Genomic DNA, 18,324 nt, shown 5'->3' with positions numbered 1-18,324 from the left:
GCGGTTCGCGCCGCGCTCAGCCCCGGGCGACCGAGATGCTGCCCTGGAGCCGTTCGCCGGACTCGTAGACCATGTACGGCACGCCGCCCTCGGTGCCGAAACTGGGCGAGGCGCTGCGGCCGTTGTCGGGGGCGCCGGCCGCGGACTCGTAGAAGCGGCCGAGATGGCGGCGGAGTGTGAAGTCCGCCCCGACCTCGGTGATCATGAGGTCGCCGCCGCTGGTCTTGTCCTTGTTGTAGACGACGAAGGCGCTGCCGCCCCGGGTCAGCAGATGGGGACCGCCGATGTTGACGGCGGACACGTCGTTGTGGCTGACCAGTGCCTTCTGGTCGAAGGTCCAGTTCCGGCCGTCCGCCGACCAGCCCCAGTGGATGTCGCGGTGGTTGGTGGTGTTGTTCAGCATGAACAACATCACGAAGTGGGCGTTCTTCGAGGGGAGTTCGTACGGGAAGACCCGGGCGTACGAGGTCTCCGTGGTGCCCGCGGGCAGCATGGACGTGGAGAGGACGACCTTGTCGTAGGTGAAGGTGATGCCGTCCTTGGAACGGGCCAGCCGCGTCGTGGTGTTCTCGCCGTGGAAGTAGAGCCACATCTCCTTGGCGCTCTCGTTCCACATGACGTGCGGGGAGGAGACGTGGCTGACGGAGTAGTGCGGCTGCCAGACGTTGGCGACGAGCGGATTGCGCGGGTACTCGGTGAAGGGCCCCTCGATGTGGTCCCCGTAGGCGAGGCAGATCCCGCCGGGCGCGTCGTGCGGCGCGTAGTAGAGGTAGTAGCGGCCCAGCGGCGCCGACAGCCGCCCGGCGGTTCCCCGGATGCACGGGAAGATGATCTCGCCGGTGGGGTTGTACGTGAGCTGACTGGGCTTCAGGAGGGTTTTGACGTAACGGTAGTCGGGGAATCCGCCGGGTGCGGCGGCCGCGGTCGCCGTGTCGCCCGGTGCGGCGAGGGCCGGTGCGGCGGCCGTGCCGACGGCGAGCGCCGCGGTGGTCGCGGCGGCCGACTTGAGGAGGATGCGGCGGCTGGGCTGGTGCGGCTGGTTCATGGGTGCTCCGTCCCGTACGTGGAGGGGTGAGTGCGCCGGAGGTCAGAGAGCGGTGGCGGCGGTGACGCAGAAACCGCCGAGGGCGACGAACCAGACGTAGGGAAGGGTGCGCGCCATGACCTGCTGGGGGCCGACCCCGGCGTACTGCGCGCTCCACACCGTCTGGGTACTGGTCGGGTCGGCGACACCGAACACCTGGTTGTACGACGCGGTGATGCCGAGCACGGCGACGGCCGGGTAGATGCCGGCCGCGATGAGGACGCCCGCGATACCGGCGCCGAGGCCGTACACGTTGAGCGGTCCGCGGTACAGGCACAGCGGCACCAGCACCGTGAAGACCACGACGAACAGCACCGGGTTCTGCGGGCTGACCGCCTTGACGAGCGGCGCGAGCGCGTCCACCGCGCCGGGGAGCTTGACCGCGGCGAGCAGGATGCCGATCGCCACGAACAGGGTGATGGGCGCCGCGGCCACCTCGAAGCCGCCGTACAGGGTGCGCAGCAGTCGGCGGTTCATGTCGCGCGGCCGGGTCGTCGTGACGAGCGCGTAGACCACCCCGGCCAGCAGCGAGGGGATGATCGCGATGTCGAAGCCGAGCGCCAGTACGAGGGGGACGACGGGGGTGAGCAGCGCGTACCACGGCGCGTCGCCGAGCCGGGCCCTGCGCTTGCCCGCCTTCGTGCGCGGGGTCTCGGTGCGGAAGGCCCAGGCGTGTTCGACACCGCGTCTGCGGGACTCGACGAGGACGAACATGACGGCGGCGAACAGCGCGAACGGGAACAGCTTGATCATGAAGCCGCGTACCTCGGGGACCGGCAGTTCGAGGGCGCTGGAGAAGAACTGCCAGATCGGCAGTTCGAAGGGCATCCCGGCGGCGATGCCCATGAGGATCGTGCCTGCGGCGGTCACCTTGGGGATGCCCACGGCGATCATCGCGGGGATGCCGATGATCCCGGCGAGCATCGCCGCGGGCGCGGAGCCGGTGACGGTGCCGATGAGGGTCGAGACGGCCAGCACGCCGAGCGCGACGACCGTGGGCCGGTCGCCGCCGAACTCGACGATCTTGCGGACGAGGGTGCCGGCGATGCCGGTCTCGTCGAGCAGCTTCCCCAGCCAGGAGCCCAGCAGGATCGCGATCATCGTCGCGGCGAGCATGGGGGCGCCCTCTTGGAGGACCGTGTCGAAGACGCTGTTCTCGCCGGTGAGCGGGGCGCCCGCGACGAAGGCGATGACCACGCCGAGCAGGACGAGCGCGAAGGCGGTGGGGAGCTTCTTGGTGAGCATCGCGGCGACACCGGCCGCCATGATGATCAGGATGACGATGCCCATGACTTACTTCTCTCTTGCCGGGGCGGCGGACGCGGCCAGGGCGGCGGACAGCAGAAGCGGACTGCGGCCGAGGCCGCAGACGGACTGCGCGTAGGCGTGTGCGGCCAGCTCCTCGGCGCCCGCGACATGCGCGAGGACGCGCAGCCGTCCGAGGCGCAGCGCGGTGTGACCGAGGGCCTGCTTGAGCACGGCGCGTTCGGAGCCGTGGTGGAGCCGTTCGTGGACCGCTTCGTGGGCGAGGGCGGCGGCGCGCACCGAGCCGGCCGGGAACCACTCCCGCCAGCCGTGTGCGCGCACGAGGCGTTCCGCCGCGTCGACGGAGTCGGTGTACAGCTCGATGGTCGGGGGCCGGGAGGTGTAGCGGGCGAGGAGCCCGCGCTCCAGACCGCCGGTGCTCTCCACGACCCGTACGGAGTCGCCCCGCACGGGGTCGCCCTGTACGGAGTCGGCCCCCGCGTTTGCTGCCCCCGCGTGTGCCGCCCGCGCGTCACCGGCCAGCGCGGCGCCGAACTCGGCCGCCACCGCCGCCCAGTGCCGCAGCAGCGCCGGGTCGCGGCCCTCGTGCAGCGAGAGCGTGCCGAGGAAGCGGGCGCCGTACTCGATGTCGTCGACGGCGGCGAGACCGGCGGCCCCGCGGGCGGCCGTGAGGGGGCTCATGACCGCTCCTCCACGATCGCGACGACGGGCTCGTCGCCGGGGCGGCCCTCCATCTCGGTACGGGCCAGCGCGAGCAGCGGCCCCGGCGCGAGCACTCCGGAGAGGTCGGCGATACGGGAGCCGATGAGCAGCCGCAGCGCGGGGGCGCGTACCCCGCCGTCGCCGTAGGCGGTGGCCTCGTCGACGAGCGTGGTCAGGGCCTGCTGCGCGGAGGCGACCGTGGTGGTGTCGACGCGTGCGTCGGGGGAGTGCAGCCGGACCACCCCGTCGGCGTCGACGACGCGAACGGGCCTGCGCACGCGGCGCATTCTGCGGCGCAGTTCGGTGCCGTAGACGGTGTAGGCGGGCGTGCCGGCCAGGATGTCGACCCGTTCCTCAGGGGTTTTGAGGCTCTCGGCGGCCAGCCGCAGACGTTCGGCGTCGTCGGCGCGGTGGGCGCGGTCCTGGGTGCGCAGTTCGGTGGCGCCGGTGGCGACGGCGCGCACCGTGTTGGTCTGCGGGTCGACGGTGACCTCCACCTCGACGGCGTCCGCGGCGGCGCCCTGGGCGACGACGGCCCGTTCGGCTTCGGAGCGCACCGCGAGGATGTCCTCCTGCCCCGCGCCGGGGATGATCCGTTCGACCTGTTCGCGGACGAGGGCGAGGGCCACTCCGATGGGGCTGATCACCTCGCTGTGCGCGGCGATGCGGCCCTCGTGGCCGGTGACCGAGGCCAGATGCGGGGTGACGGAGGCGGCGCCGCCGCCCCCTCCGACGAGCAGGACGGTGTCCTTGTCGAGCCGGTAGTCGTCGATCATGGTGTCGACGACGGTCCTGACCTGGGCGATCGCGGAGTCGAGCACCTGGGTGGCGGCGCCGTCGACATCGGTGGACAGCGCCGCCGCCAGCGGGGCGAGGGCGGCGCGGGCGACCTCGCGGTCGGCGCGCGCGAAGTCGCCCTCGGGGACCAGACCGAGGGCGTTGGCGGCGCAGGTGAGGGTGAGCGCGTAGCGGCCGCCCGCGGCGTCGAGCACGACATGGTCCTCGGCGTCCTCGGGCAGCGGCCGGACCGTGGCGAGCCGCGCGTCGGCGAGGTCGTCGGCGGAGGCGAAACAGGCGTAGGGCAGTCCGGCGATGTGCGCGCTGCGCGGGCCGACGGCGGTGACCTTCCCGCCGCCGACGCGGATCATCGAGCCGCCGCCGACGCCGACGGTGCGTACGTCCAGCGCGGAGAGATAGGAGGACTTGCCGAGGAGCGTCGCGTGCCGCACGGCGACCTTGCCCCGGCGCACCACACTGATGTCGGTGGAGGTCCCGCCGGTCTCCAGGAAGACGCCCTCGCTGACGCGTTCGCGCATGAGCGCCCCGGCGACGCCCGCCGCGGGGCCCGACAGCACGGTCAGCAGGGGGCGCCGGCGCATCTCGTCGAGCGACATGACGCCGCCGTCGCAGCGCATCACCATGAGCGGCGCGACGATGCCCGCCTTGGTGATGGAGGCGTCCACCAGGTCGGCGGTGGCGAACATCTTCGGCAGGATCGCGGCGTTGACGACCGCGGTGCGGCTGCGTTTCTGGAGTCCGTAGAGCGAGGTGATGTCGTGGGCCGCGGTCATCGGCAGGCCGCGCTCGGCGGCCAACTCCCTTACCGCCTCCTCGCCTTCCGGACGGTCCACGCTGAACGGCTGGGTGGCGACCAGGACCTGGGCGCCCCGGCGTGCCACCTCGTCGACGGCGGACGCGACGGCGGCCCGGTCCCCGGGGTCCGCTATGTGCGCGTAGGCTAGCGGAAGCCGTTTGCCCGGGGAGAGTTCGAGCTTGGCGAGGGAGGCGAGCCGACGGGTGAAGACCGCCCCGGCTCCGGTGCCGATGCCGAGCAGTCCGACGGTCGCCACGTCGCCCTCCAGCAGGGCGTTGGTAGCCTGGGTGGTGCCGTGGGCCAGGAAGGCGACGTCCTCAGGGGCGTGTCCTGTCTGTTCCAGCAGGCGGTCGAGCGCCTCCACGATGCCGTGGGCGACTCCGTCCTCGTGATGGTGGCTGGTGGGAACCTTCACCTGCCCGAGCAGGTCGAGAGTCGTGGCGTCCACCGCCACGGCGTCGGTGAAGGTTCCGCCCACGTCGATGCCGACGCGGATTCGGTGTGTGGTCATGGTCCGAGCACCTCCTTGTGCTGGGTCGGCGCGTACGCGGGCGGTGGGCCGGACGGGGCAGGTGGAGCTGCTCCCGTCCGGCCGTCCCGCCCTCGGGAGACCGGGCGCGCCGTGCTGCTCTGCCGGTCTCCGGTGGGGTCAGTAGCCGCGCACCCGCGGCCAGTGGCGTTCGACTCCGGCCCGGTCGAGCAGCGCGGCGAAGGTCTCGAACCGCTTCTCCTCGGCCTGTACCTCGCGCGGTTCGACGCCCTCGTCGAGGCAGTGGGCGGCGAGCGCCCCCGCGACCTCGCCGATGTTCCACTCCACCGGGTGCAGCCGGTAGCAGCCGTTGGTGATGTGGGTCGTGCCGATGTTCTTTCCGGCGGGCAGCAGATTGCGGGTGCGGCGCGGGATCAGCGCGCCGAGCGGGATCTCGAAGGGCACGGAGCCGATGTCGATGTAGTTGTCGCCGCCGGTCGAGGGGTGCAGGTCGATGCGGTAGCTGCCGACGCCGACCGCGTCGCGGTGGCGGGTGCCGCCGGTGGGACCGACGAGGTCGATCGCCACGTCCTGTTCCGTGACGGTCGTGACGGCCTTGATCCGGCGGGATTCGCGCACGTAGGGCGCCTTGGCGAGACCGTCCTCGCTGCCCATCACGTCGGGCCGCGGCCGCAGCCCGGGGAAGCCGGTGCCGCCGTCGGGGCGGGGGGCCTCGGTCTGCAGCCAGTACAGGACGGACAGCGACAACTGCTTGGCCTCGCGGACCGCTTCGGCCGCGGTCTGCTCGCCGGCGCCGATGAGGGGCTTGAGCCAGTAGTCGTTGAGGGGCCAGTTGACGAGCGTGATGTCGGAGTCGAAGGCGCCGTCCCGGTGGAGTTTGCGGGCGAGGATGCGGCGGAAGCCGAAGAGTTCCTTGTCGCCCGCGTCGGCGGACTGGTCCGCGCTGACGGCGAGCGGGTCGACGTCCGGGTTCGGTACGAACGTACGCGGCACCGCCTCCAGCGAACGCGGGTCCGGGGCCAGGAAGCCGAGCAGCGGGCCGGGCCAGAACTCCGGTGTGTAGGAGCGCCAGAAGTCGTAGTCGGCGGGCTTCTCTATCGTGTGGTCCTCGCCCTCGTGGTGGGAGAGCGCGAAGCAGAAGGTGATGCCCTGCTGGTTGAGCGGATCGGCCTGCTCGGGGGCGTGCGGCTCGCCGAACTCGGCGCGGGACTCGGCGCCGAGCGCGTACTCGACACCGGCCAGCTCCAGCAGCTCGCCCGTCTCGGTGGCGTCGAGGACGTACGGGGCGGTGAAGGTGCGCCGCCCGCCACCGCGCAGGTCCTCCAGCGTGACGGACCGCACGGTGTCGCCGTCGGAGTCGGCGGCCACCGGGCGGTGCTCGGTGAGCAGGGTCAGCCGGCCGGCGGCACGGTGCGGCGCGAGCAGCCCCTCCAGCGCGGCGAGCGCCACCCGGGGCTCGGCGCACAGCTTGCTGACCCGGCCGGCACCGGGGTTGAGCGTGGGCAGCGCGGCGGCCTCGGCGCGCAGCGGGTACCAGTCGCGGTAGTAGCCGCGGATCGCCTCGCGCAGCGCCCGGTAGGAGGCGGTGACGCCGAACTGTTCGACCCAGGGGTGCTCGTCCGGCGGGACGGCCTGCGAGGTGAGCTGGCCCCCGATCCAGTCGGTCTCCTCGGTGAGGACGACCGTACGGCCGGCACGGCAGGCGGCGAGGGCGGCGGCGACACCGCCGAGTCCACCGCCGACGACGAGGATGTCGGGTTGGCTGATCACGGTTCTCCTTGTGGTGCGTTGTGGTGCGTTGTGGTGCGTTTGCGGTGCCCGGTGACGCGGGCGGTGCGTGGTGGTGCGTGGTGGCGCGGTCGTACGGGTCAGGGGCGGTGCGGCGGCGGTCCCGCCGTGGCGCCGGGCCTGAAGGCGCAGACGACGAGCGGTTCCTCGGCGTCCTCCCCGGCGACCAGGGCGGCGAGCAGCCGTACGGCGGCCGCGCCGAGCTGGGGCCTCGGGATGTCGAAGCCCGTGGGGACCGCTTCCGCCGCGAGGTCGGCGGGCGGGCTGCCGAGCAGGGCGAGGCTCAGCTCGCCGGGGCAGTCGAGACCGGCTTCCCGTACGGCGGCGCGCAGCGCGCGCCACGGGCCGCCGGTGTCGGTCTCCTCGGCCACGAGGGCGGTGACACCCTCGTCGAGCCACCGCCGCAGCCGCTCGGGGGTGAGCGTGCTCTCGGGGGCGGCGGTGCGGAAGACCGCCTCGGGCCCCGCGGGCAGCCCCGCGCTCTCCAGCCCCTTCAGGAAGCCGTGCTCACGGTCGGTGGAGGCGGGCGCCTCGTCGTCCTCGCGGACCAGCACGAGGCGCCGGTGGCCGAGCGCGGCGAGCCGGGTGACGACCTCGTGGCTCGCGCTCACGTAGTCGGCGCCCACCCAGGCCAGCCCCTCCAGCTCGTCCCTGCGGCCCACATGGACGACGGGAAAACCGTCGGTGACCAGGCGCCGCAGCTCCTCGGTGGGCACATGGCGCCCCAGGAAGAGACAGCCGTCGGCGAGCCTGACCCGGCTGAGCGCCTCGGGCCCGCCCGCTCCGGCGCCGCCGGAGCTGGACCCGGTGAAGAGCACGAGGTCGTAGCCGCGCGCGGCGGCCTCCCGCTCCACGCCGACCAGGAAGGGGTAGTACGAGTGCCGCACGTCCGTGGGGAAGGTCGCGGTGAAGCTGAAGACGCCGAGCAGGTCATTGCGCGCGGCGGCGAGTCTGCGGGCCGCCGGGTCGGGCACGTAGCCCAGGCGGTGAGCGGCTTCGAGCACCTTCTGCCGGGTCTCCGCCGAGATCGCCACCCCCTGCTTCTTCCCGCCGAGCACCAGCGAGACCGTCGCCTGCGAGACCCCGGCCAGCCCCGCGACCTCGGCCTGTCGCGGCCGTGAGGTCCGCCCGCCCGGGGGCGCGGGGGCGCGTCCCGGCCTGGCTCGCTTGCGTGGCTCCTCCACCGGCACTCCTTCTCGGGATGACCGCTCGATGGCTGCCCGATGACCGCCAACGATCGTTAATGCGTATTAGTAATGCGCATTACTGAGCACTTTCGACCTCGGGCGGGCTCACGTCAAGGGGCCGGACGGGACTTTCTCGCTCGTGGGCCTTCGCCACGCATGGGTCCCCGGGACCGGGGCAGACGGAGGGAGCACGACAGGGATCCAGTCACCGCCCAGGGCGCGGACGGCCGGGATTTCACCCGGGCCGCGCTGTGCGGCGGGCGGGATGAGGGTGTTGTGAGCCGACGAATCGAACGCTCGCAGCACCGAAGAGACGCGAAGATCGGATTCGAAATGATTGTCCTTGGTGCCATTCTGCTCATCATCGGCCTGTTGGCCGGTGTCTCGCTGCTGACGACCGTCGGCGGTGTACTCGTTGTGGTGGGTGCGGTCCTGTGGATCCTGGGCGCGACGGGACGCCAGGTCGCCGGACGCAAACACTTCTTCTAGACACTCCGTCCGCGGGACGCGCGCCGCGCGAGCCCTCACGGATACGAGACGCTCCGGACGACCAGGGGGCGTGGGCCGTCATCGGCCCACGCCCCCTCCCGCGTGTCACCCGCCCCGGTGGCCGGGGCGCCGCTGTGCGGCGGCAAGGCCCGCCGTCACACCTCGGGGGCGAGGTCCGGGAGGGCGCTGCTGCCCGTGTGGGAGGGGAGCGCCGAGACCAGGCGCACCAACTCCGGGTCGGCGGCGTAGTGCCGCCGCTGCAGCCGCGCGACCTCGGCGCCGAACCCGGGGTCGGGATCGTCCGTGATGTCGTACGCCTCGAACTTCTCCAGCAAGGGGAGCGCGAACCGTTCCGACGCGGTGTGGGCCGGGTGGTTCAGGTACTCCTCGTAGGCTTCCAGGTCCTCCAGGACGAAGAACGCGTTCCACTCGAACGCGCCGCCGTACTCGCGGCCGACGAAGTACGACTTCACGGCGGGGATGGTCCGGCCCTGCTCATGGATGATCTCCAGAGCCTGCTCGATCTGCTCCTGGCTGATGCCTTCCTTCAGCTTGATCCGGTTGCCGTGGTAGATCATCGGGATCCTCTTTCGGTTGCGCCGTGTTGGGGCATGACGAGGTCGAGCGGCCAGCCTCGTACGGACGCGCGCCCGCTCGCGTCGGTGAAGGCCGCCTATGCGGCCACCGGCACGCGCCCGCTGCGCGCGCCCGCGCCTCGCCCAGGTCTTTCGTCTGGTCGGGCCGGATCGGGGAGCGGCACCAGGGCCCGCGAGCCCGGCGTGATCCACATGGCAGGGCCTAACGTAGGCGCATGACTTCGGCGCAGACTTCCGGCCAACTCATCGGCAGACAGGACGAGACCAGGCGCATCGACGAGCTGACCGGCGCCGCGCGCGCGGGCCGGGGCGGCGCGCTGGTGCTGCGGGGTGAGGCGGGTATCGGCAAGAGCGCGCTGCTGGACGGCGCCGTGCGGGCGGCCACCGGATTCGGGGTGGTCCGGGCCTGCGGGTCGCAGTACGAGAGTGAGCTGCCGTTCGCCGCGCTGCACCAGCTCTGCGTGCCGATCCTGCCGCGTCTCGCCGAACTGCCCGCGCGGCAGGGCGAGATCCTGCGGAACGCCTTCGGACTGTCCACCGGCGCTCCCGACGTCCTGCGTATCGGAGCGGCCGCCCTGGAACTGCTGTCGTGCGCGACCCGCGAGCGCCCGCTGCTGTGCCTGATCGACGACTGCCACTGGCTGGACACGGCGTCGGCGAAGGTACTGGCCTTCCTCGCCCGGCGCGTCGGCTGCGAATCCGTCGCCATGGTGTTCGCCGCCCGGCTCCCTCACACGGCGGGCGAACTGGACGACCTGCCCGGCCTCTTCGTCGGCGGGCTGGGCGACGCCGACGCGCGGGCGTTCCTGGCGGCGAGAAGCCACGTGCCGCTGGACGAGCAGGTGCGCCAGCGGATCATGGCGGAGGCGCGGGGAAACCCGCTGGCCCTGCTCGAACTGCCCCGAGCCGGAGGGTTCGCGCCGCCGGACGCCTCCTCGGTACCGTCCAGGATCGAGCGCAGTTTCCGGGACCGGCTGAGCGGTCTGTCCGACGGCGCGCGGTCGCTGCTGACCGTCGCGAGCGCCGACCCGATCGGCGATCCCGGGCTGCTGTGGCCCGCGGCGCGGCGGCTGGGTCTCGACATCCGGGCGGCCGGCGCGGACGCGACCGCCACCGGGCTGATCGAGTTCTCCACCCGCGTCAGCTTCTGCCACCCGCTGGCCCGGTCCGCGGTCTACCGGGCCGCGGCGGCGGAAGAGCGCCGTACCGCCCACCGCGCGCTGGCCGAGGTCACCGATCCGGTGACGGACCCGGACCGGCGGGCCTGGCACCGCGCGCAGGCCAGTACGGGCCCCGACGACGAGGTCGCCGCCGAGCTGGAGCGCTCCGCCACCCGCGCCGAGACACGCGGCGGTGTGGCCGCCGCGGCGGCGTTTCTCGAACGCGCGGCGGAGCTGTCGCTGGACGGCGCCGCGCGGACCGAGAGGACGCTCGCCGCCGTACGGGCCAAACTCGACGCCGGTATCAACGGCACGGCGGCGGAGCTGCTCACGACCGTGGCGAACGCGGCACTGGACGAGTACCAGCGCGCCAGGGTCGATCTGCTGCGTGGACAGATCGCCTTCGTGAGCCACAACGACGGCCACGGCCCCGTGTTCATGCTGCGCGCCGCCCAGCGGCTCGCCGGGCTCGACCCGGAGTGGTCACGCGAGTGCTTCCTGGACGCGCTGGAGATGAGCCTGGTCGTCGGCCGGGCCACCGGCGTGATGGACATGGTCCTGGCGGCGGCACGGTCCGCCTCGCCGGCACCCCGTTCCCCTGACGTCCTGGATGCCCTGATCCGGCTCGAATCGGACGGGCACCGGGCCGGGGTGCCCCTGCTGCGGAGCGCTCTCGACGGCGATGACACTCCCCTGTGGACCCGGCGGCCCGCGCTCGCCGTGCTGCTCGCCTCGGAGCTGTGGGACCCGCTCACCCATGCGGCGATCACGGAGTGGCTGATGAAGACCGGCCGCGAGTCCGGTTCACCCCTCCTGCTGCGTCTGGGGCTCGCCCAGACGACGTCCTGCGCCGTGCTCTCCGGCGACCTCGGGCAGGCGATGGAGGCGGTCGCAGAGGAGGAGGCGATCGCCGACGCGATCGACGCGCCCCCGGTGACGTACCACCGGCTGCAACTGGCGGCGATGCGGGGCCGCCGAGAAGAGGCGCTCGAACTGTTCGAGACGGTCACCGCGGCGGCCGGGGAGCGCGGTGCCGGGCAGCTGATCGCCAACACCCACTGGGCGGCGGCCCTGCTCCACAACGGACTGGCGGAGTACCCGGCCGCACTGGCCGCCGCCCGGCGGGCCACCGCGCACGGCGACCTCTTCCTCGCCGGGATCTCCCTGCCCGAGCTGGTGGAGGCGGCCGTCCGGTGCGGGGAGCCCGACGCCGCCGCCACCGCCCTGGAATCGCTGACCGAGCGCACCGCGGCCAGCGGCACCTCCTCGGGCCTGGGCATCGCCGCGTACGCACGCGGGCTGGTGACCGGTGTCGAGGATCACTACCGGGAAGCCATCGAGTACCTCGAAGAGAGCCCCATGGTCCCCTACCGGGCCAGGGCCCATCTGCTGTACGGGGAGTGGCTGCGGCGCGAGGGCCGCAGGCGCGACTGCCGTCCGCATCTGCGCACCGCCCACGAGCTGCTGTCCGGGGCGGGCGTCGAGGCGTTCGCCCGGCGTGCCGCCGACGAACTGCGCGCCACCGGCGAGAAGGCCCAGGGCCGGTCCGGGGCCGCCTACGACCGGCTCACCGCGCAGGAGGTGTACATCGCACGGCTCGTCACCACCGGGGCGACGTCCAAGGAGGTCGCCGCCCGGCTGTTCCTCAGCCCCCGCACCATCGACGCCCACCTGCGCAACATATTCCGCAAGCTCGGCATCTCCTCCCGCAGACAGCTCAGGGACCATCCGGGCCTCGGCGGCTGAAGGCGGGGCCGCCGCGTGCCCCCGGCACGGAATTGCCGAGCGGGCCAAGGTGAGTACCCGTACTCATGCACGACGGAAGGACCGGCGTCGAGGATCATCGTAGCGGCGCTGCCGAAGTGCCGTTCGTACCCGGCTGAGGAGCGGTTTCGTGGGGCCTGACGGCGAGCAGCGGCATATCGCGGCGCACAACAACGGTGGCCGGGGGGCCAGTTGCCCCGGAGCGGCCGAGGGCGGACCCGCGGCTCGCGAAACGCTCCTGGACGTACTGCTGGACGCGGTCCGCCTGGCCCCCGCACAGGTCCTGGTGCATGTCCGAGGGGACGGCGGCGAGTCGGCGGTCACCTTCCGGCAGCTCCTCGACGAGTCCTTGCGCGTCGCGGGCGGCTTCCGCGACGCGGGGGTCGCCCCCGGTACCTGTGTGCCGCTGCTCGCGGAGCGCGGCGAGAACTTCCAGCCGATGTTCTGGGGCGCGCTGGCGGCCGGTCTGGTCCCGGTGCCGCTGGCACCCGACGCGCGGCGGGTCGCTCCGGTGTGGGAGCACCTCGGCCGCCCGCCCGTCGTGGTCGACGCTGGTGTGACGGTGGTCGGCGAACTGCCCGCGGACGTCGAGGTGTTGCGCCTGGAGACGTTGCGGGAGTGCCGCACCCCGGCCGTGCCCGCCGTGCCGTCGCCCGACGCGTTGGCGTTCCTGCAGTTCTCGTCCGGCAGCACCGGATCTCCGAAGGGCGTGGAGGTGACCCACGCGGCCGTGGTGGCCAATCTGCGGCAGATCGTCGGGGCCTCTGCCCTGTCCGATCGCGATGTCGTGGTCAGCTGGATGCCGTACTTCCACGACATGGGCCTCATCGGTACTCATCTGGCACCGTTGGCCGCGCGGTCGAAACAGGTGAAGATGGCTCCCCTGTCGTTCGCGAAGAACCCGGCCCTGTGGTTCGAGGTGGCGGCGAGGCACCGGGCCACGGTCCTGTCGGCCGCCAACTTCGCGCTCGCGCTGGCCGTCCGCCGTGTTCCCGACCCGGTACTGGCCGGACTCGACCTCAGCGCCGTACGGCTGATCCTGGTGGGGGCCGAACCGATCTCCGCGACGGTGTGGCGTGAGTTCGCGGCCAAGACGCGGCCGGCCCGGCTGGATCCGGCGGCGACGGTCCCCGTGTACGGACTGGCCGAGGCGACCCTGGCCGTCACCTTCCCGCCCCTCGGCGAAGTGGCGGTGCCGGTCGCCCTGGAACGGGCGGCGCTCGGCCGGGGCACGGCCGTGGAGTGCGCGGCGGGCGGTGACGCCGTGGAGGTGATGGACGTCGGCCCGCCGGTGCCCGGCTGCACGGTCCGGATCACCGACGACTCCCGGCGACCGCTGGGCGACCGGCGGGTGGGGCACATCGAGGTGCGGGGCCCGCAGATCGCCCGCGGGTACCACGGCCTGCCGGAGACGACGGCGCTCTCCTTCTCCGGCGGCTGGCTGCGGACCGGGGACCTGGGGTTCCTGCGCGACGGCCGGTTGTGCGTCAGCGGGCGGCACAAGGATGTCCTCTTCCTCAACGGCCGCACCTTCCACGCCCCCGACATGGAGGAGGTCGCGCGGACGAGCCCCGGGCTGCCGCCGGGCAGCCCGGTGGTGGTCGGCTCCACGGACCCGGTGACCGGCGGCGAGCGGGTGGTGGTCCTCGTGCCCTGGGCCCGGCCGCCGACCGGTGCGGCCGGGGTCCTGGCGGGGGTCGCGCGGCGGGTGCGCACCGCCCTGGGACACGACGACGTACGGGTGCTCGCGCTGCCGCCTTCGGCCTTCACCCGGACCACGAGCGGCAAGGTGCGCCGGCACCGGATGCGGACGCGCTTCGAGGAAGGGGCGTACGCGTCCGCCGTGTCGTCCGGGGGCCCGGCCGACCCCGTACCGGCCCTGCCGACGGCCGGTCCTGAGCGGCGGCGAGCGGCGGCCCGGCCCGGGGAGCGACCGGCCGCGACACCGCGCTCGTACGGCGATGTGCGGCGGGTGGTGCGCGACGTCTGGGCCCGGGTGCTGAACGTGCCCGAGGCGTCCTTCGGGGACCGGGAGCGCTTCGCCGAGCTGGGCGGCACCTCGCTGAAGGCCATGGAGGCCCTCGCCGAGCTGGAACAGGCCCTGGGAGTCGCACTGAGCCCCGCCGTGATGCGCGACGACACCGTCGCCGCGCTCACCGGCCAGCTGCTGGCCACCGAGGAGGGGGACACGGCCGCGCGCCGACCCGCCGCGAACGAGCCGGTACCACCGCCCTCCGCACGGGACGCGTCCGCGACGGCGGTCGTCGCGATGGCCTGCCGGTTCCCGGGCGCGAGCACACCCGAGGAGTTCTGGGAGCTGCTGACGGCCGGTCGCGACGCCGTCACCGACGTGCCACCGGACCGTTGGGGCGCCGCCGAGGCGGCCACGGGCGGCCGTCGGGGCGCCTTCCTGGACGACGTGGCCGCCTTCGACGCCGAGCACTTCGGCATCGGCGACGAGGAGGCCCGCACCCTCGACCCGCAGGCCCGGATCTTCCTCGAACTCGCCCACGAGGCCCTGGAACGCGCCGGTTACGCCGGACCCCGCCGCCGCGGCCTGCGGATCGGTGTCTTCGCCGCCGTCGGGGAGAGCGGGTACCGGCAGATCCTCGCCGATGCCTCTCCCGCCGTACCACCGTCCGCGACGACGCTGACGGGCAACCTCCCCAACCTCGTCGCCGCCCGGGTCTCCCACTGCCTGGACCTGGACGGCCCGGCCCTCGCCGTGGACACCGCGTGCTCATCGGGGCTGGTCGCGCTGCACCTGGCCCGCCGCAGCCTCGGGGACGGCGAGTGCGACATCGCCGTCGTGGGCGGCGTCAATCTCCATCTCACCGCCGACGCCCACCGGGCCCTGGAGGCGGCACGGGCCCTGTCGCCCACCGGGCGCGGCCGTGCCTTCGGCGCGGACGCCGACGGGTTCGTCCCCGGTGAGGGCGGGGCCGCCCTGGTGCTGCGCAGCCTGGCCGACACCCGCAGGGACGGCGACGAGGTGCTCGCCGTCGTGCGGGGCACGGCGGTCAACAACGACGGTACGTCGCTGAGCCTCCTGGCACCCAACCCGCTGAGACAGCGCGAGGTGATCAGCCGCGCGTACGAGATCTGCGGTGTCGACCCGGCTTCCGTGACCTACGTCGAGGCGCACGGGACGGGAACGGCCGTCGGCGACCCCATCGAACTGCGGTCCCTGGCCCACGCCTTCCCGGCACACGCGGACGGCCGGCCGCGGCTGCTCGGCTCGGTGAAGTCGAATGTCGGGCACCTGCTCAACGCCTCCGCGCTGCCCTCGCTGGTGAAGGTGGTGCTGGCGCTCGGGCACGGCCGGCTGCCTGCCTCACCGCACCACACGCCGCCGTCGCCCGCCGTCGAGCGGTCCGGATTCGCCCTGGTCACCGAGGTGTGCGCCTGGCCGTCGTCCGGCCCCCGCCGTGCCGGTGTCAACGCCTTCGGCTTCGGCGGCACGAACGCGCACGCGGTGCTGGAGCAGGCGCCGCCGCCCGAGGCGCGCGAGCCGCGTGGCGAGGACGGCCCGCACCTGCTGAGGCTGTCGGCGCGTGGCGCGGCCGGTCTGGAAGCCTGGGCGTCCCGGCTGCTGGGCCATCTGGACGACCACCCGGAGCTGGACGAGGGCGCGGTGTGCCGGGCGGCGGCCACCGCCCGCGACGAGGGGGACCACCGGCTCGCCGTCGTCGCCGACGGCGATCTGCGGGAACGCCTGCGCGCGGCCACCGCCCCCGGCGCCGGACGGCCGCCGGGAGCGGTCGCCGCGACGGTGACGCACCGGCCGCGCACCGTCCTCGTCTTCCCCGGCCAGGGCGCGCTGCGACCGGGCCAGGGGCGGGCGCTGTACGCGACGGCGCCGGTCTACCGCGCCACCCTCAAAGAGGCGTCCGCCCACATCGGCGCGGTGCGCGGACGCGAGCTGACCGCCTGGTGCGTCGACGCCGACGTGGACGCGCGGGACCAGGCCGCCACGGAGGTGGCACAGCCGCTGCTGGTGGCCCACGGCGTGGCGCTCGCCCGGCAGTTGCTGGCCTGGGGCGTACGGCCGGACGCGCTGGTCGGGCACAGTGTCGGGGAACTGGCCGCCGCCTGTGTCGGCGGAGCGCTGTCGTTCGCCGACACGCTGACGCTGGCGGCGCGGCGCGGGCGGCTCATGGGGGAGTCCACCCCGCAGGGCGCGATGGTGGCGGTACGGGGAGCGGCCGAGGAGGACGTCGCGGCCCTGGTCTCCGCGGCCCCCGGGGAGCTGGCGGTCGCGGCGTACAACGGCCCCGGCCGGTTGGTGCTCTCCGGCAGCCCCGGCGCGGTCGGGCAGGCGGCGCGGAAGCTCGCCGCGCGCGGGGCGGGCGTACGCGCGCTGGAGGTCTCGCGCGCCTTCCACTCGCCGCTGATGGAGCCGATCGCCCAGGCGCTGGCGGACGCGGCGGGCGCGCTGGACGTCAGGGCTCCCCTGATCCCGGTGATGAGCACGCTCACCGCCGAGTGGCGGCCGCCCATGGACCCGGACCACCTGCGCGCGCACGCCCTGCGGCCGGTGCTGTTCGGACGGGCCGTGGAGCGACTGCTCGACGAGGGGTACGACACGTTCGTGGAGCTGGGCCCGTGGCAGACCCTGGCCGGTTCCGTACGGGCCGCGGCGGCCCGCCGCCGGAGCCCCGGTGCGGGCGGTCGCGCTCAGGACACGGACACGGACCGGGCCCCGGACACGGCCCCGGACACGGACACGGCCCCGGACACGGACACGGCCCCGGACACGGCCCCGGACACGGACACGGCGCGCGGCGGCGGAGACGTCGTCGTGCTCTCCGCCCCCGTGGCACCCGGGCGTTCCGGGACCGGCCCGGACGCCGCCCCCGGCGGGGGGCGGGAGCTGCTGGAGACGGTGGCGCGCCTGTGGGCCAGGGGCGCGCGACTGGACCGTACGGAACCGGACGCGGGACACCGGCGGGTCACGCTGCCGCCCTACCCCTACCAGCGGCGCCGCCACTGGCCGCACGAGACGCGGCCCGCACACACCCTCCTGCACCGCGTCGTCTGGCGGGCGGCGCCCCTGCCGCCGGGAGCCGGTGGACCGGTACTGGTGACCGGCCCGGACCGGGCCGCCGTGTACGACCTGACACAACGGCTCGCGGAACAGGGCGTACGGACCACCGAGTCCCCCGACTCCCCTCCGCGGGCAGTGGTTCTGCTCGCCGGGCCCGCCGGCCGCGCCGCCGCCGCGGACATCGACCGGCTCCAGCGCGAGCTGGTCGCGGAGTTCCACACGGCTCTCGCCCTTGTCGACCGGACCGGCTCCGGCCGGCTGCTCGTCGTGACCGAGGACGTACACACCACGGGGTCGGGCCGTGAACGGCCCGACCCGGTACAGGCCGTGCTGGGCGGTCTGACCCTGGCCGTGCCGTCCGAGTCCGACGCGGTGGTGGCCAACTGGGTCGACCTCTGCTCCCTCGACGGCGCGGGGCAGCGGCTCCTGGCCGTCCTCGCCGAGGCGACGGCGGCGCAGGCGGCCGGACCCGTCGCCTGGCGCGGCGGACAGCGGCTGGTGCGGACCGTGGCGGCGCGGGCGGCCGACCTGCCCGCTGTCCCGGACCGGCTGCCCGCCGACGGGACCTTCCTGATCACGGGCGGCGGTGGCGGTCTCGGATCCGCGCTGGCCCGGGAGTTCGCGGGCCGGGGCAGGCCGGTGCTCCGGCTCACCGGGCGCTCCGCGCGGCCGCCCGCGGGCCTGCTGGCGGAACTCACCGCGCTCGGCGCCGACGCGCACTACCACCGGGCCGACCTCACCTCCCGCGACGACGTCGAGGCACTCGTCGCCGCGCTGCCCACGACGCCGGACGCCGTCTTCCACGCGGCCGGAGTGGTGCGCCCCGGCAGCCTGCGGGGAACGAAGCCGGAGGACACGATGGAGGCGCTGGGCGCGAAGACGCTCGGCACCGTGCTGCTGGCGCGGACCCTCGACCGGCACGGCCGGAGCCCCGCGCTGTGCGTGGCGTTCTCCTCCGTGTCCTCCGTACTGCCGGGACTGGCCGGGGGACTTGGCGCCTACGCGGCCGCCAACGCCTTCCTCGACTCCTTCGCCGGAGCCGAACGGCTGGCGGGGCGGCCGTGGTTGTCGGTGAACCTCGGCCCGGTCGCCGACACGGGGCTGGGGTCTCCCGTCCGGACGCGGCCGGACCGGAGCGCGCCCGCCGCCCCGGCCGC

At 74.0% G+C, this 18,324-nt stretch carries 10 protein-coding genes; 3 read left to right on the top strand and 7 right to left on the bottom strand.

Features of this window, described 5'->3' with window-relative positions; all coding sequences use genetic code 11:
- Positions 1-16: 16 nt before the first annotated feature.
- The 6 genes from DVH02_RS07325 to DVH02_RS07300 all read right to left on the bottom strand — a co-directional run bounded on the left by DVH02_RS07325 (position 17) and on the right by DVH02_RS07300 (position 8,108).
- Positions 17-1,045, bottom strand: a complete 1,029-nt coding sequence (locus DVH02_RS07325; RefSeq protein ID WP_114622881.1) for a glycoside hydrolase family protein — start codon at positions 1,043-1,045, stop codon at positions 17-19.
- A gap of 42 nt (positions 1,046-1,087) precedes the next feature.
- Positions 1,088-2,374 (bottom strand): TRAP transporter large permease subunit, encoded by a 1,287-nt coding sequence (locus DVH02_RS07320; protein WP_114622880.1) that lies wholly within the window; start codon positions 2,372-2,374, stop codon positions 1,088-1,090.
- Positions 2,375-2,377: 3 nt separating this feature from the next.
- Entirely contained in the window at positions 2,378-3,031 is a 654-nt protein-coding gene (locus DVH02_RS07315) for a hypothetical protein (RefSeq protein ID WP_114622879.1), read from the bottom strand.
- Positions 3,028-5,157, bottom strand: a complete 2,130-nt coding sequence (locus DVH02_RS07310; RefSeq protein WP_114622878.1) for a hydantoinase/oxoprolinase family protein — start codon at positions 5,155-5,157, stop codon at positions 3,028-3,030. Before DVH02_RS07310 ends, DVH02_RS07315 begins: the two co-directional genes overlap by 4 nt.
- A gap of 138 nt (positions 5,158-5,295) precedes the next feature.
- Positions 5,296-6,906: an FAD-dependent oxidoreductase gene (locus tag DVH02_RS07305; RefSeq protein ID WP_114622877.1), complete on the bottom strand. Its 1,611-nt coding sequence runs from the start codon at positions 6,904-6,906 to the stop codon at positions 5,296-5,298.
- A gap of 98 nt (positions 6,907-7,004) precedes the next feature.
- Positions 7,005-8,108, bottom strand: coding sequence for a LacI family DNA-binding transcriptional regulator (locus tag DVH02_RS07300; RefSeq protein WP_114622876.1), 1,104 nt, complete (start codon positions 8,106-8,108; stop codon positions 7,005-7,007).
- 336 nt (positions 8,109-8,444) lie between these two features.
- Here DVH02_RS07300 and DVH02_RS07295 point away from each other — a divergent pair, with 336 nt between their 5' ends.
- The gene (locus DVH02_RS07295; RefSeq protein WP_114622875.1) at positions 8,445-8,600 is read left to right on the top strand and encodes a hypothetical protein; all 156 of its coding nucleotides are present in this window, start codon (positions 8,445-8,447) and stop codon (positions 8,598-8,600) included.
- Between the two features lie 155 nt (positions 8,601-8,755).
- On the opposite strand, the gene DVH02_RS07290 is transcribed toward DVH02_RS07295, so the two are convergent.
- Positions 8,756-9,178 carry a Dabb family protein gene (locus DVH02_RS07290; protein WP_114622874.1) on the bottom strand — a complete coding sequence of 141 codons (423 nt, stop codon included), beginning with the start codon at positions 9,176-9,178 and terminating at the stop codon, positions 8,756-8,758.
- Positions 9,179-9,411: 233 nt separating this feature from the next.
- Here DVH02_RS07290 and DVH02_RS07285 point away from each other — a divergent pair, with 233 nt between their 5' ends.
- On the top strand, positions 9,412-12,102 hold the full coding sequence (locus DVH02_RS07285) for an AAA family ATPase (protein ID WP_114622873.1): 2,691 nt from the start codon (positions 9,412-9,414) through the stop codon (positions 12,100-12,102).
- Between the two features lie 256 nt (positions 12,103-12,358).
- On the top strand, positions 12,359-18,324 hold a 5,966-nt coding region (locus tag DVH02_RS07280), incomplete at its 3' end, for a type I polyketide synthase (RefSeq protein ID WP_233518085.1).

This window comes from Streptomyces corynorhini, from assembly GCF_003346515.1.
GTDB lineage: Bacteria > Actinomycetota > Actinomycetes > Streptomycetales > Streptomycetaceae > Streptomyces > Streptomyces corynorhini.
This window is presented reverse-complemented; position numbering and strand designations above follow the sequence as displayed.